The 14,995-nt window shown below is 63.5% G+C and carries 11 protein-coding genes, 1 tRNA gene and 1 pseudogene; 7 read left to right on the top strand and 6 right to left on the bottom strand.

Going from position 1 to position 14,995, the window contains the following annotated elements; genetic code table 11:
* Positions 1-2: 2 nt before the first annotated feature.
* Complete coding sequence (dgoD, locus tag ACXJ7R_RS00690) at positions 3-1,151, top strand: galactonate dehydratase (RefSeq protein WP_095082920.1); 1,149 nt, start codon at positions 3-5, stop codon at positions 1,149-1,151.
* A gap of 3 nt (positions 1,152-1,154) precedes the next feature.
* Here the strand turns inward: dgoD and ACXJ7R_RS00685 are convergent, their stop codons facing one another.
* The 3 genes from ACXJ7R_RS00685 to ACXJ7R_RS00675 all read right to left on the bottom strand — a co-directional run bounded on the left by ACXJ7R_RS00685 (position 1,155) and on the right by ACXJ7R_RS00675 (position 3,884).
* Positions 1,155-2,900, bottom strand: coding sequence for an adenylate/guanylate cyclase domain-containing protein (locus ACXJ7R_RS00685; RefSeq protein ID WP_457150113.1), 1,746 nt, complete (start codon positions 2,898-2,900; stop codon positions 1,155-1,157).
* Between the two features lie 346 nt (positions 2,901-3,246).
* Positions 3,247-3,322, bottom strand: a tRNA-Ala gene (locus ACXJ7R_RS00680).
* A 172-nt stretch (positions 3,323-3,494) separates the two neighbouring features.
* The gene (locus ACXJ7R_RS00675) at positions 3,495-3,884 is read right to left on the bottom strand and encodes a TIGR02300 family protein (protein WP_457150112.1); all 390 of its coding nucleotides are present in this window, start codon (positions 3,882-3,884) and stop codon (positions 3,495-3,497) included.
* Between the two features lie 206 nt (positions 3,885-4,090).
* Here ACXJ7R_RS00675 and aroA point away from each other — a divergent pair, with 206 nt between their 5' ends.
* From aroA to ACXJ7R_RS00655, 4 genes are all read left to right on the top strand, one after another.
* Positions 4,091-5,449, top strand: a complete 1,359-nt coding sequence (gene aroA / locus ACXJ7R_RS00670; protein ID WP_457150111.1) for a 3-phosphoshikimate 1-carboxyvinyltransferase — start codon at positions 4,091-4,093, stop codon at positions 5,447-5,449.
* Between the two features lie 122 nt (positions 5,450-5,571).
* A complete protein-coding gene (gene cmk, locus ACXJ7R_RS00665) occupies positions 5,572-6,222 on the top strand; it encodes a (d)CMP kinase (protein WP_457150110.1) in 651 nt (216 codons plus the stop codon).
* Positions 6,223-6,430: 208 nt separating this feature from the next.
* Complete coding sequence (gene rpsA / locus ACXJ7R_RS00660) at positions 6,431-8,128, top strand: 30S ribosomal protein S1 (protein ID WP_457150109.1); 1,698 nt, start codon at positions 6,431-6,433, stop codon at positions 8,126-8,128.
* 229 nt (positions 8,129-8,357) lie between these two features.
* Positions 8,358-10,124, top strand: coding sequence for a hypothetical protein (locus ACXJ7R_RS00655; RefSeq protein ID WP_457150108.1), 1,767 nt, complete (start codon positions 8,358-8,360; stop codon positions 10,122-10,124).
* Here ACXJ7R_RS00655 and ACXJ7R_RS00650 read toward each other — a convergent pair.
* The 3 genes from ACXJ7R_RS00650 to ACXJ7R_RS00640 all read right to left on the bottom strand — a co-directional run bounded on the left by ACXJ7R_RS00650 (position 10,109) and on the right by ACXJ7R_RS00640 (position 13,478).
* Positions 10,109-10,816: an SDR family NAD(P)-dependent oxidoreductase gene (locus tag ACXJ7R_RS00650; protein WP_457150107.1), complete on the bottom strand. Its 708-nt coding sequence runs from the start codon at positions 10,814-10,816 to the stop codon at positions 10,109-10,111. The genes ACXJ7R_RS00655 and ACXJ7R_RS00650 overlap by 16 nt on opposite strands.
* A 191-nt stretch (positions 10,817-11,007) precedes the next feature.
* Positions 11,008-12,633 carry a 5-guanidino-2-oxopentanoate decarboxylase gene (locus ACXJ7R_RS00645; RefSeq protein WP_457150106.1) on the bottom strand — a complete coding sequence of 542 codons (1,626 nt, stop codon included), beginning with the start codon at positions 12,631-12,633 and terminating at the stop codon, positions 11,008-11,010.
* A complete protein-coding gene (locus ACXJ7R_RS00640) occupies positions 12,630-13,478 on the bottom strand; it encodes a dimethylarginine dimethylaminohydrolase family protein (protein WP_457150145.1) in 849 nt (282 codons plus the stop codon). Before ACXJ7R_RS00640 ends, ACXJ7R_RS00645 begins: the two co-directional genes overlap by 4 nt.
* Positions 13,479-13,698: 220 nt before the next feature.
* Here ACXJ7R_RS00640 and ACXJ7R_RS00635 point away from each other — a divergent pair.
* Positions 13,699-14,506, top strand: a pseudogene (locus tag ACXJ7R_RS00635) (ABC transporter ATP-binding protein).
* A 54-nt stretch (positions 14,507-14,560) separates the two neighbouring features.
* On the top strand, positions 14,561-14,995 hold a 435-nt coding region (locus tag ACXJ7R_RS00630), incomplete at its 3' end, for a transporter substrate-binding domain-containing protein (RefSeq protein WP_457150105.1).

The following is a 14,995-nucleotide window of genomic DNA, read 5'->3' as shown; positions in this document are numbered from 1 at the left end:
GCATGAAAATCATCTCGCTCACCACCTACATCGTTCCACCGCGCTGGCTGTTCCTGAAGATCGAGACCGATGCCGGCGTCACCGGCTGGGGCGAGCCGGTCGTTGAAGGCCGGGCGCTGACCGTCGAGGCGGCGGTCAAGGAGCTTGGTGATTATCTCATCGGCAAGGACCCGCGCCTGATCGAGGACCACTGGACGGTGATGCATCGCGGCGGCTTCTACCGTGGCGGACCGATCCTGATGAGCGCGATTGCCGGTATCGACCAGGCGCTGTGGGACATCAAGGGCAAGGCGCTCGGCGTGCCCGTGCATGAACTGCTCGGCGGCAAGTTGCGCGACAGCATCAAGGTTTATTCCTGGATCGGCGGCGACCGGCCGGCCGAGGTCGCCGCCGGCGCCCGGGAAGTGGTGGCGCGCGGCTTCCTGGCGCTCAAGATGAACGGCACCGAGGAACTGCAGATCGTCGACAGCCATGACAGGATAGATGCCGCGGTCGAGCGGGTCGCCATGGTGCGCGAGGCCGTCGGCCCCAACATCGGCATCGCCGTTGATTTCCACGGCCGCGTGCACCGGCCGATGGCGCGCATCCTGGTCAAGGAGCTCGAGCCCTACAGGCTGATGTTCATCGAGGAGCCGGTGCTCAGCGAAAACCGCGAGGCGCTGAAGGAGATCGCCGCCCTCGGCTCGACGCCGATTGCTTTGGGGGAACGGCTCTACAGCCGCTGGGACTTCAAGTCGGTGTTCGAGGAAGGCGTCGTCGACATCATCCAGCCCGACCTTTCGCATGCCGGCGGCATCACCGAATGCCGCAAGATCGCGGCCATGGCCGAGGCCTATGACGTCGCGGTGGCGCCACACTGCCCGCTCGGGCCGATCGCGCTTGCCGCCTGCCTGCAGCTCGATGCCGTGAGCTACAACTGCTTCATCCAGGAGCAGAGCCTCGGCATCCACTACAACGCCGCCAACGACCTGCTAGACTACGCCGCCAACAAGGATGTCTTCCGCTACCAGGATGGTTATGTCGCCATTCCCGACGGCCCGGGCCTCGGCGTCGAGATCGACGAGGACTACGTCAAGGAGCGCGCCAAGGAAGGCCACCGCTGGCGCAACCCAATCTGGCGCCACAAGGACGGCTCCTTCGCCGAGTGGTGATGACTATGCTTTCACCTGCGCCGCGTTGGGTGACTTCAGTCCATCAACCAGGTGATGAAGATCCGCCTCGTTCTCGTAGTGCAGGGTAGAGACCAACGCATCAATCGTAAATTCCGGATCGACCTTGTCTATCTGAGCGAGGTGAGCGGACGCAGCGGTCCGATCGCCCAGCCAGTGATAGGCCGCCGCGACAAAGGCGTGTTGGTTGGCATCCATCTTCGACAGATGCATGAAGGCCTCGATTGCTTCGGGATATTCGTGGGCTGTAAAGTGAGCTTTCCCAAGATGGCTCCAGAAGCGTTCGGGGTGGTGAGGGTTCAACCGCATCGCCTTGCGGATCCAGTCGGCCCCTTCCTTGGGGTGACCGAGCCAAGTCAAAAGCTCGCCGTGCTGGACCACGACGAGATCGTAGTTTGGATTGAGGGCGAGTGCCCGCTCCTGGTGGTGCCGAGCCTTCGTCAGATCGTTGCGGCTGATGCTGATGGCCGCCAATATCCGTTGGACGTCCGCATCGTTGCTGTCCAGCTCTTGCGCCAACTCAAGCTCACGGATGACTTCGTCGAAAGCGGCGTCCTTATCGGCGCACCAGCCGTAGCCCCAAGCTTGCCCCAGGATGCAGCCCCGCCAGGCATGGGCATGCGCGTATTCGGGGTCGAGTTCCAGCGCTCGTGTCACCAGCTTCAGCGCCTCCTCATTCTCGGCTCGACTGCTGCGATGGTGGCGGACCTTGGCCGCGAGCACGCATTCGTATGCTGCCATGTTGGCGGGTGTTTTGCGCGCCACGACATCCTGCTGCGCGGCTTCGACGCGGCCTGGCAGCGTGGCCACGATCGCTGCGGTCAGTTCGTCCTGAATGGCGAAGACATCGTCGAGCTTGCGGTCGTATCGCTCGGCCCAGATGTGCGTATCGGTGGCAGTATCGATCAGCTGCGCCGTCACCCTGAGCTGCCCGCCCGATTTGCGGACGCTGCCCTCCACCAGGAATTGCGCGCCCAGCTTCCGGGCAATTTCACGAAGGTTAACCGACTGCCCTTTGTAGACGAAGGTGGAGTTGCGCGAGATGACGAACAGCTCGTGCCGGCGCGAAAGTTCCGTGATGATGTCCTCGGTCAGACCATCAACGAAAAATTCCTGTTCGGATTCGCCGCTCATATTGGCGAAAGGCAGGACCGCGATCGACGGCTTCACCACGCTGTGCCGGGCCGAGCTGTCCCCCACTCGCGGATCGGCTGCATCGTCCAGCACCGCGCGCCAGACCCGTATCGGGCGAGAGATGTTCTTCAGGGCCTTCTCGCCAAGGTCCTCGAACCTGATTTCGAGCCGATCGAAGACCTGTTCGTACACGGCCTGGGTGACGCACACCCCGCCGACTTCGGCCATCTGCTCTAGCCGGGCGGCGACATTCACGCCGTCGCCATAAATGTCGCCCTCATCGAAGATGATGTCGCCGAGATTGATGCCGATCCGAAACTGAATGCGTCCGGCTTCCGGTACGTCGGCGTTGCGGCGGCGCATGCGGATCTGCACCTCCGCCGCGCAGCGCACGGCATCTGCCACGCTCTGGAACTCGACCAGCATGCCGTCACCGGTGGTTTTGATGATGTGGCCCTGGTTCTTGGCGATTGCCGGATCAATGAGTTCGATCCGGTGCGTTTTGAGCCGCGCAAGCGTGCCCCTCTCGTCGGCTTCCATGAGCCGAGAGTATCCAGCCATGTCGGCTGCCAGCACCGCCGCGAGCCTGTGTTCCATGTTCCAGCCTCGAAGCACGCAATCCTAGATGGCAAACGCTGCAATCAAAGCCGATCACGGTGAAGCCGCCACCTAACAGCACCGTCCCCGCGCGATCGGAAGGCGCCCAGTCATAGCATTACTCGAAATGAGCGCATGCGGGAAGGAAATCGAACGCTCCGCATACCCGCTCGCGGCTGTTCAATTGGTCTGCCTGCTCGAAAGGGGAAGGTTTCATCCCAAATCGATCGCATTCAGTAGCCGATTGAACGGCTTCGAAGATGGTGGGAATGTGCTTCGACCACATCCGTAGAATAGAGCCTTGAAATCAAGGCTTTCCAGGAAAATCAATGGTCTAGAGGGAACTTGGTGGAGCCAATCGGAATCGAACCGACGACCTCTTGAATGCCATTCAAGCGCTCTCCCAACTGAGCTATGGCCCCACTTCCGGCAGTCAACCGGCGCCGTTTCCGGCGAAGAGATCCGGCGTGGGTTGGAGACCGCGCCGTTAGTGCAGGCGGCTTCTAACCCCGCCTTTCGTCAATATCAAGCCTTCAAGAGCGGCTTTTTCTTCACAGGCCACGAAAGCTGGCAAACGCCTGCTTTCAAGGCCGATCAGACCTCGTCGTCGTCGTCGCCGACGCCGATCATGTCGGCAACGTCGTCGTCTTCTTCTTCTTCGTCGGCAAGGAAGGTGTCATCTTCGTCGTCGCCGAGGTCGACATCGTCCTCGTCGTCGCCGAGATCCGGCAGATCGTCGGCCTTGACGTCTTCGTCGGCCTCTTCGAGCGAGACGACTTCAACGCCCTCTTCGTCCTCGGCGTCCACTTCCTTCTCGGCCACTTCCTCTTCCTCCTCGAGGGCGGCGATCTTGCCTTCCTCGAAATAGGAACGAGGATAGGTCTTGCCGGTGTAGGGCGAGACGATCGGGTCCTTGTTCAGGTCGTAGAATTTTCGACCCGTCTCCGGGTCGATGCGCTTTATGCCAAGTTCGGTTTTTGCCACGGCAAGCCTCGTCAATAAAAGAGTGGTCCCCTTAACCACAGTTTGCAGCGCTGTCAAAGCGAAAAGCCGGCGTCACAAAACCATGCAATGAAAGGCCTCGCGTCGATGACGACCATGGGGGATGACCATTTCGGCCCGCCGTGATACGAGACCGCCGCAACAAATGAAAAGCGCCGGCCCGCCGGCATTCCGTCCAGGGAAATTCCATGTCTCACGCCGCCGCCCCAAAGTCGGCCACCGCCCGCAAATCACCAGCCCTTGCCGGCACGGCGCGCGTGCCGGGCGACAAGTCGATCTCGCACCGCTCCTTCATGTTTGGCGGCCTCGCCTCTGGCGAGACCCGCATCACCGGCCTACTCGAAGGCGAGGACGTGATGCGCACCGGTGCGGCCATGAAGGCAATGGGCGCTAATATCGAGAAGCGCGGCGCCGAGTGGGTGATCCGCGGCACCGGCAATGGCGCGCTGCTGCAGCCGGAAGGCCCGCTCGACTTCGGCAATGCCGGTACTGGCTCGCGGCTGACCATGGGCCTGGTCGGTACCTATGACATGGAAACGACCTTCATCGGCGACGCTTCGCTGTCGGGCCGGCCGATGGGCCGCGTGCTCGAACCCTTGCGCCAGATGGGCGTTCAGGTGCTGAAGGCGACGCCCGGCGACCGCATGCCGATCACGCTGCATGGGCCGAAGCACGCCGCACCCATCACCTACCGCGTGCCGATGGCCTCGGCGCAGGTCAAGTCGGCGGTGCTGCTCGCCGGTCTCAACACGCCGGGCATCACCACCGTCATAGAGCCTGTCATGACGCGCGACCACACCGAAAAGATGCTGAAGGGCTTTGGCGCCAATCTGTCGGTGGAGACCGACGAGCGCGGCGTGCGCCACATCTTCATCGAAGGCCAGGGCAGACTGACCGGCCAGACGATCGCGGTGCCGGGCGACCCGTCCTCGGCCGGCTTCCCGCTGGTGGCGGCACTGATCGTACCGGGCTCCGACATCACGATCGAGAATGTGCTGATGAACCCGACCCGCACCGGCCTGCTTTTGACGCTGCAGGAAATGGGCGGCAAGATCGAGATCCTCAATCCGCGCAATGCCGGCGGCGAGGATGTCGCCGACCTGCGCGTGCGTTATTCCGAACTGAAAGGCGTCACCGTGCCGCCCGAGCGGGCRCCGTCGATGATCGACGAATATCCCGTGCTTGCGGTTGCCGCCAGCTTCGCCGAGGGCGAAACGCTGATGCAGGGGCTGGAAGAGCTGCGGGTGAAGGAATCCGACCGGCTGTCGGCCGTCGCCAACGGGCTGAAGATCAACGGCGTCGACTGCACCGAGGGCGAGGCTTCCCTCGCCGTGCGCGGCAAACCGGGCGGCAAGGGACTTGGCCGCCATCCCAACGGCCAGGACACGACGGTGCAGACCCATCTCGACCACCGCATCGCCATGAGCTTTCTGGTCATGGGGCTGGCGACGGAAAAGCCCGTCACCATCGACGACCAGGCGATGATCGCAACCAGTTTTCCGGAATTCATGGGGCTGATGAAGGGGCTGGGCGCGGAGATTGGGTAACGGTTGATGGCAGCAACCCTGGGAGATTGGGACCGAACGGGAAGGTCGGAGGGACAGCGCGAAGGAATGCAACGCTTGTCTGGACCGCTGCGCTCTTCGATCTCAGTCACGGTAGCCCACCAATGACACACGTCTTCACCATCGCCATCGACGGCCCGGCCGGCGCCGGAAAAGGCACGCTGGCTCGGCGACTTGCCGACCATTACCGTCTGAACCTGCTCGACACTGGCCTTACCTATCGCGCGGTGGCCTACGCGCTGATCCAGCACGCGCTGCCGCTCGACAATGTCTCGGCGGCCGAAACCGCTGCACGCCAGGTCAATCTGGCGAAGCTCGACCGGTCGGTGCTGTCGGCGCATGCGGTCGGCGAGGCGGCCTCGAAGGTCGCGGTTTTCCCGACTGTGCGGCGCATCCTGGTCGAAAAGCAGCGCGCATTCGCCACGACGCCGCCGGGCGCCGTGCTCGATGGCCGCGACATCGGCACCGTCGTCTGCCCCGACGCCGACATAAAACTCTATGTAACGGCGAGCGCCGAGGTGCGGGCGCGGCGGCGACTGGCCGAGATCGAGAGCATCGGCGGCACCGCCGATTTCACCGAGATCCTCGCCGATATCGTGCGCCGTGACGAGCGCGACATGGGCCGCGCCGACTCGCCCTTGAAGCCGGCGGCAGACGCGCACTTGCTTGATACCAGCGAAATGGCTATAGAAGCCGCGTTTCTTGCGGCCATGGCGATCATCGACGACGTGCTGGCCAAGAGAGACAAGGCCTGAGCCGGGTTTTTCCCTCGTGTTTCCGTTGTCGGAGGCGAAGAAAATACCCATATCGGGCACGAACCAGCCTGCTAGCATTCTTCATGCGCCGGAATTGCCGCTTAAAGAGCGGCCCAGGGCTTTTGTAGCCCGGAACGCCGGCAGGCCAACGCAACGCTAACCCACGGCGCCCGTCCCGCGACAGAAGCGGGGCATTCCAGGAGAAACAATGTCAGCTGCAAATCCCACTCGCGATGATTTCGCGAGCCTGCTCGAAGAATCATTCACCACAGGTCATTCCGGCGAAGGCCAGGTCGTCAAGGGCACGATCACGGCGATCGAAAAGGACATGGCCATCATCGACGTCGGCCTCAAGGTCGAAGGCCGCGTGCCGCTGAAGGAATTCGGCGTCAAGGGCAAGGACACCACCCTCAAGGTCGGTGACACCGTCGAAGTCTATGTCGAGCGCATCGAGAACGCGCTTGGCGAAGCGATGCTCAGCCGTGAAAAGGCCCGCCGCGAAGAGAGCTGGGTCCGCCTCGAAGAGAAGTTCACCAAGGGTGAGCGCGTCGAAGGCGTCATCTTCAACCAGGTCAAGGGCGGCTTCACCGTCGACCTCGACGGCGCCGTGGCCTTCCTGCCGCGCAGCCAGGTCGATATCCGCCCGATCCGCGACGTCTCCCCGCTGATGCACAACCCGCAGCCCTTCGAGATCCTCAAGATGGATCGCCGCCGCGGCAACATCGTGGTGTCGCGCCGCACCGTGCTCGAGGAGAGCCGCGCCGAACAGCGTTCGGAAATCGTGCAGAACCTCGAAGAAGGCCAGGTTGTCGAAGGCGTCGTCAAGAACATCACCGACTACGGTGCGTTCGTCGACCTCGGCGGCATCGACGGCCTGCTGCATGTCACCGACATGGCATGGCGCCGCGTCAACCATCCGACCGAAATCCTCAGCATCGGTCAGACGGTCAAGGTGCAGATCATCCGCATCAACCAGGAAACCCACCGCATCTCGCTCGGCATGAAGCAGCTCGAGAGCGATCCGTGGTCCGAGATCGGCACCAAGTTCCCGATCGGCAAGAAGATCAAGGGTACCGTCACCAACATCACCGACTACGGCGCGTTCGTCGAGTTGGAGCCGGGCATCGAAGGCCTCATCCACGTTTCGGAAATGTCGTGGACGAAGAAGAACGTGCATCCTGGCAAGATCCTGTCGACGACCCAGGAAGTCGACGTGGTGGTGCTCGAAGTCGATCCGGCCAAGCGCCGCATCTCGCTCGGCCTCAAGCAGACGCTCGAGAACCCGTGGCAGGCTTTCGCCAGCAGCCATCCGGTCGGCAGCCAGGTCGAGGGCGAGGTCAAGAACAMGACCGAGTTCGGCCTGTTCATCGGCCTCGAAGGCGACGTGGACGGCATGGTCCATCTCTCCGATCTCGACTGGACCCGTCCGGGCGAGCAGGTCATCGAAGAGTACAATCGCGGCGACATGGTCAAGGCGCAGGTGCTCGACGTCGACATCGACAAGGAGCGCATCTCGCTCGGCATCAAGCAGCTGGCCAAGGATACGGTCGGCGAAGCAGCGACGAGCGGCGAACTGCGCAAGAACGCGGTCGTCACCTGCGAAGTCATCGGCGTCAAGGATGGCGGTCTGGAAGTGCGGCTGGTCGACAGCGGCATCGAGACCTTCATCAAGCGCTCCGATCTGAGCCGTGACCGCGACGAGCAGCGCCCCGAGCGCTTCACCGTCGGCCAGAAGGTCGACGCGCGCGTCATCGCCTTCGACAAGAAGACCCGCAAGCTGCAGGTCTCGATCAAGGCGCTGGAAATCGCCGAAGAGAAGGAAGCGGTCGCCCAGTACGGCTCGACCGACTCCGGCGCTTCGCTGGGCGACATCCTTGGTGCCGCGCTGAAGAAGCAGGGCAGCTAAGTCATCTGCCCCCACCGCCTTGCGCGGTGGTCAGTTCAAGCCCCGCCGGAGCGATCCGGCGGGGTTTTTCTTTACGGTAAGATAAACTTCCTCGGGTATTTGCCAGTAATCCGAGGAGAGGCTTTCCATGCGCAATGACGACGATTGTCCCGCTACGGGCTCTTCGTGGTTGCTGCGTCTCTACATCAGGTCACCGGCCTTGTTCTGCTTTTGCGGAATGGCGATCTTGATGGCCGTCCTCTGGTCCCTGGGCTTCCAGCTCAACGGCGACGTGGACGACCTGGTCAAACTGCATGAAGTCCGCACCTTGCTTGAAACGGGCAACATCTTCGACCGGATGCTGCCCGGTGTTGCCCAGCCAGAGCCCTATGTCTCGCATTGGCCATGGATCGTGGACCTGCCCTATGCCGCCTTCGCGCGTCTGCTGATGCCGTTTGCCGGCTTCGAGCCGGCGCTGACGATGGCAAGCTTTGCCGTGCCGCTGCTGCTGCTTGCGCCGGCGCTCTATTTCTACAATCGGCTGGTGATCGCAGTGGGCTTTGCCAACCCGGCCGTTGCATTGCCGCTGGCTCTGATCTTTGCCGCACGCAGCTTTTTCGAATATGCCCCGGGACGGATCGACTACCACAATCTGCAAATACTGCTTCTGCTCGCGGCCCTGGTCTTGATGTTGTCGCAGAACCGCTTCGCTGCCTTCATCAACGGGCTGCTGGCGGCCTTGGCGCTTGCGATCAGCGCCGAGTTCGCACCGTTCTATGCGCTGGTGATGGCGGTCTATGCCTTTGACTGGATCTTCGGCCGCGAACGGGGTGCCGACAGGATCGCTGGCTTCGGGCTGGCATTGGCCCTTGGCGGGCTCGGGCTGTTCGCCGCGATCGTGCCGCCTTCAGCCTATTCCGCCGTCAGGTGCGACACCTATTCGACACCGCATGTGACGGCACTCGTAGCGGCCGGGCTTTCATTTGCCGTGGTGCCTTTGCTTGTCGGCCGGCGCGGCGGATGGGCGACGCGGACGGCAATCTTGCTGGTGTTCGCGGCCGCCAGCGCGGCGGCGCTGGTGGTGTTGTTCCCGCAATGCCTGGACGGCCCTTATGCTTCGCTCGACGCCTATGTACGCGACAACATGCTCAACAGGATCCCTCAGGAACTGAGCTTGTTCCGGCGCCCTGATTTCGTTTTGTCGGACAGCTTTCCCAGCATGGCGTTGCTGTTCGTCGGCGCGCTCGCCCCGGCAGTCATCTGCCTCAATCCGCGGAGCCGGAGCCGGCCGCTGGTCATCCTGTCGCTGTTCTCGCTGCTCTCGCTGGCGCTGGCGATCGGCTACTTCCGCTACTTTCGCTATCTTCCGGTCTTTTCCGGCATCGGTCTGACCTTCGTGCTGGCGAGTTTCCTGCCACCAGATGCGGGACTGGGGCGCTATTTGAAATCACGCGTGCCGGTGGCATCGCCAAGATACGCGTTGATCCTGCCCGGTCTGGTTTTGTCCGCGGCGATGGCGCTGTACCAGCTGTCGGCAAGACCATCGCATGCAGCCATTCCAGCCGGCGAGTTCGCCGACAGCTGCGATCTCAGGCACATTGAGCCGCGACAGGGTTGGCCGGCAGGCGCCGTCGTTCTGACGCCACCGTTGATCGGAGCGCATTTTCTTGCTCTTGCCGAAGGTCCCAAGGTGGTGACAATCCCCAATCACCCGTCGGCTCAAGGGATCGAACGCAGCTATCGCTTCCTTGATCCCTCGACCGCCGACCCGCGCTCGTTTCTCGATGCGTCCAAGGCGACGCATGTCGCCCTTTGCGGGTGGAGAGGCCCACCGTCGCCAGATCTCGAAACCACCTATCCATTCGCGGCAGCGCTGATGGAGGGCCACCCGCCATCATGGCTCAAGGAGTGTCCGACGGATGCTTCCTCGCCGCTGCGGCTCTACAGCTACCGCAACGCCGACGGATCGGAGGCCACCTGCCCTGTTTCGACGGCTTCTGCTCAGGCCCTGCCGTAGAGCGGCACCAGCGTTCCGCTCATCGCTTGATTGGCTGGCGAGGCGAGATAGGCAATGGCTTCGGCGGCCGCTTCGAGACTGACCCATCTGGTGACGTCGGCATCCGGCATATCGGCGCGGTTTGCCGGCGTATCGAGCGTCGATGGCGCCACGGCATTGACCAGAATGCCCCTGCCTTTCAACTCCTCGGCCATCGCCACCGTCATCGCCGCTACCGCGGCCTTGCTGGCGGCGTAGGCAACCATGCCGCTGCCGCGCCGCGGGTCGAGCCCGGCGCGCGCCGTGACATTGACGATGCGGCCCGCGATGTCCGACGCCAGCATCGAGCGCACCGCCGCGCGGCAGCACAAGAAGGCGGTGCGTGCGTTGGTGTCCATCATCTCGGCAAAGGATGCCGACTCGATCTTTTCCACCGGTGCCGCGGTGAAGCCGCCGGCCAGGTGGATCGAGCCCCACAGACCTGGAACCTGGCTGTAGAACGCCTCTACCTTGGCGGAGTCCGAGAGATCGACATTGTGCACCAGCTTGACGCGGTCATGCTCGGCAAAGGGGAAATGCCCGGGTGCCGCGGCATGGGCATTGGGCACATGGCAGATCGCGCCCTCACTCAGCAGTTTGCCGACGACCGCACCACCGAGCGCCCCGGTGCCTCCGGTCACGACAATGTGCCTGCCTTCAAGTGTTTCCGTCATCCTGGACCGCTCCTGTTATTCTTTTGATTGTGTCGCTTGTTACGCCGCCCGACGCAGAGCGTCGCGCCTTTCGCACCATCACTCAACTGATATCTCGACATGGCAGTTGTTGCGTCTTTGCATGCATCGGCCTGTCGGCCAGCCGGGTCCATGCCGGCTGAGGCACATGAAGCACGTTGCGCCGCCACTCTTCAGTCGACAGTGATTTCGATGACGCGCGGCAGCCCGGTTGCCCGGGCGCGTTTCAACGCATCCGCCAAGGCGTCGATATCGGCAAGCCGTTCGGCGCCAAGGCCGTAGGCTTCGGCCAGCTTGCAGAAATCCGGCGGCGCCGGCGACACGCCGACCGGCTCGACGCCGACATCGAGCATCGAGGTTTCGATCTCGCGGTAACCGCGATTGTTCCAGACGACGAAGATGACCGGTGCCTGGGCATCAAGTGCGGCGCCCAGTTCCGGTAGCGTGAACTGGAAGCCGCCATCCCCCGTGAGACAGACGACCGGCGCATCGGGCACGGCAAGGGCGGCGCCGATCGCCGCCGGCGGGCCGTAGCCGAGCGCGCCGAAGCCGGTGGCGGCATTGAACCAGCCGCCGGGGCGATCATGGTCGTAGTAGAGATTGGCGGCATAGATCGGCTGCGTCGAATCGCCGACGATGAGCGCGCCGGGTAGTGCGTCGCGGATCACTTCCACGGCGCGCACCTGCGACTGCATCGTCGAACTGATCTCGGCAAAGGCCGCCTCTCGTGCTGCGGCGGCGCGTGATGGTCCGCCCTCGCTTGCCGGGACATGGCTGATTTCCGGCAGCAGCGCTTCGAGCGCCTCGGCGCAATCGGCTTGAATCGAAATCGTCGCCGGGCGGCGAGCCAATTGGTCCGCGCCGATATCGATGCGGATCAGATTGGCGGGCAGGACGAACCCACCATCGCTGTAGCCGTCATAGTCGGTGGGGCCGAATTCGGTGCCGGCGGCAATGACCAGATCCGCTTGCGCCATCAGCGCCCGCACTGCCTTGAGACTTGGACTGGCCGGCACGCAAAGCGGATGGGCATGCAGGAGGCCGCGCGCATTGGCTGTCTCGACGACCGGCGCGCCCAGCTGTTCGGCCAGACGCCGCAATGGCGCTTCGGCGCGTTTGGCGCCGCCGCCGGCCAGGATCAACGGAGCGCGCGCGGCGGCGATGAGTTTGGCCGCGCTGGCAATTGCCGCGCCGGACGGCGCAGGCGGTGCTGCATTGCTCAGCATGGCGGTGATGCCATCCGCCGGCTTGACCATGACGTCGGTCGGGATTTCGATATGCACCGGACCGGGCCGGGCCGATGAAAACAGCGCGAAGGCCTGCGCCAATGCGCCAGGCAATTCACTGGCCTCGGTGACCCTGAGCGAAGACAGCGCCACCTTCTCCATCATGCCGCGCTGGTCGGGCAGTTCATGCAGATGGCCCAGGCCCTTGCCGAGCGTCGGCGTTGCGTTGACGCCTGAGATCACCAGCATCGGCACCGAATCGGCACGCGCCTGCCCCATGGCGGTGATGGTGTTGGTGAGCCCCGGTCCGGTGATGACGAAGGCGACGCCCGGCCTACCGCTGGCGCGCGCATAGCCGTCGGCCATGAAGCCGGCGCCCTGCTCGTGACGCGGCGTGACATGGCGGATCTTCGAGCGCGCAAGCCCCCGGTAGAGTTCGACTGTGTGCACGCCGGGAATGCCGAAGACCGTGTCGACGCCATGGGCTTCGAGCAGCGAAATGAGCGCCTCGCCGACAGTCGTCCCTATGGTGTTCCCGGGGGTGGTCTCAGTCGTGGTCCCAATGGTGGTCATTGGCGCAGCACCGGTCGCGTCAGGCAGGTCGGGCCACCCTCGCAAGCGATGCACAGCGCATCCGCCTCGAAGGTGGAAACCGTGCAGCCAGCCGCCTGCATGGCAGCCGCCGTCCTGGGGAAGCCGGCGACGGCGATGACCTGGCGCGGGGCCGTCGGCAGCACATTGAGGCTGAGCCCGTTGGAGGCATAGAACTCTTCGGCATCGCCTTCGACCAGCGTGATGCCGCGGCCCTTCAGCATCTGGTAGAAGGCGGCCGGCAGCAGAGGCGCGTAGACCAGTGCCAGATCGTCGGCAAGCGGACTGATCACCGACATCAGGTGCAGGCAGGCTTCCTCGCCGTGCCAGAGCGGCAGATCGAAGCCAAAAACCGAAATGCCCCTGGGCGAAAGCAGGTTGGCGAGCTGCTGGATGCCGTCCTGGTTGGTGCGCACGCCACGGCCGACGGCCAGCGTGTTCGCATCCACCCAGACGCAGTCGCCGCCTTCCACCTGGCCCGGATCATCGATGCGGCCGAGGATGGGAATGCCCAGGCGCTTGTAGGCGGCTTCGTGCAGGCCGGGCTCAGTCCGGCGCAGCGCCTTGCCCATGGCAAGAATGATCGCGCCGTGATCAGTCATCAGCGAAGGATCATGGGTGAAGACCGAATCGGCCAGCCCGTCGTTGGCATCCGTCAGCCATTCGACCTCCGCGCCGGAGGCCGAAACCAGCTGCGTCAATCGCTCATGCTGGGCAGCGGCTCTTCCCGGCTCGAAGCCCGGGCCGTAGTGCCACTCCTGCGCCCTGGCATCACGCATGGCGCTGGCGGCGGACCGCATAAGCACGCGTTTCAGCGGTCCGGCCATGGACTGCGACCCGTATGATTTGCCCACTCAATTCTCCCGACACGTCCGTTGCCGCCACTAACCACTACGGCAAGCTGTGATCAATAGTCCAAAAACCATGGTTGACGGAGGCAAGCGGAACGGTCCATCTTGAGAACGGGAACTCTGTCTAGTGACGGGTAATGGGTAAAAGAATCCAGCAGCGACGGGCTCGACCACTCCTCGGAGCGTCGAAGGGATGATGGCGCAAAGCGCCGTCCCCATACTGAAACACACGGCGCAGGGCGGCGCCGCCGAAGCCATCCATGTCGAGAACCTGCACAAGCGGTTCGGTGCATGTGCTGAAAGGCGTCTCGCTGTCGGCCCGCGACGGCGAGGTCATCGCCATTATCGGCGGCTCGGGCTCGGGCAAATCGACATTGCTGCGCTGCATCAACTGCCTGGAGAACCCAACCAGCGGCATCATCCGGGTCAATGGCGAGGAGATCAAGCTGAAGGCGGACAGCCACGGCCACACGGTTCCGGCCGACCGCAAGCAGATCGAGCGCATCCGCTCCAAGCTCGGCATGGTGTTCCAGAACTTCAACCTGTGGAGCCACATGACGCTGATCGAGAACGTCATCGAGGTTCCCGTGCACGTGCTTGGCATCCAGCGCGATGTGGCGATCCGCGAGGCTGAGAAGCTGCTCGCCCGCGTCGGCCTGGCCGAAAAGCGCGACGTCTATCCGGCCTATCTGTCGGGCGGCCAGCAGCAGCGTGCCGCGATCGCCCGGGCGCTGGCCATCAATCCGCGCGTCATGCTGTTCGACGAGCCGACTTCGGCGCTCGATCCCGAACTGGTCGGTGAAGTGCTGAAGGTGATCGGCGACCTGGCGCGCGAAGGCCGCACCATGGTGCTGGTCACCCACGAGATGAAGTTCGCCCGCGAGGTCGCGACGCATGTCGTCTATCTCTACAATGGATTGGTCGAGGAAGAAGGACCGCCGGAGCAGATCTTCGGCGCGCCCAGATCCGAAAGGCTCAAGCAGTTCATCCGCAACATCGGCTAGGACAGGCCGAGACGGAAGAAAACCGGGAACCAACAACAAACTGGGAGTCGTGAAATGAAGACTGTTCTGAAGACATTTGCCGCAGCGCTGCTGCTGGGCGTCGCCGCCATGGGCGTGGCCAAGGCCGATCCGGTCAAGATCGGCGTCGCCGCCGAGCCCTATCCACCCTTCACCTCGCCGGATGCTTCGGGCAAGTGGGTTGGCTGGGAGATCGATTTCATCGACGCCGTCTGCGCCGAAGAGAAGCTCGACTGCGTCATCACCCCGGTTGCCTGGGACGGCATCATCCCGGCGCTGACGACAAAGAAGATCGATGTCATCGCCAGCTCGATGTCGATCACCGCCGAGCGCCAGAAGACGATCGACTTCTCCGACAAATATTACAACACGCCAACCGCGATCATCGGTCCCAAGGACCAGAAATTCGGGCCCGCGCCCGCGGACCTCAAGGGCAAGGTGGTCGGGGTTCAGGTGTCGACCGTGCATGCC

This window comes from Mesorhizobium sp. P5_C1 (genome assembly GCF_054049815.1).
Note: the sequence above shows the minus strand (reverse complement) of the source record. Positions and strands in the feature narration are given on the sequence as shown.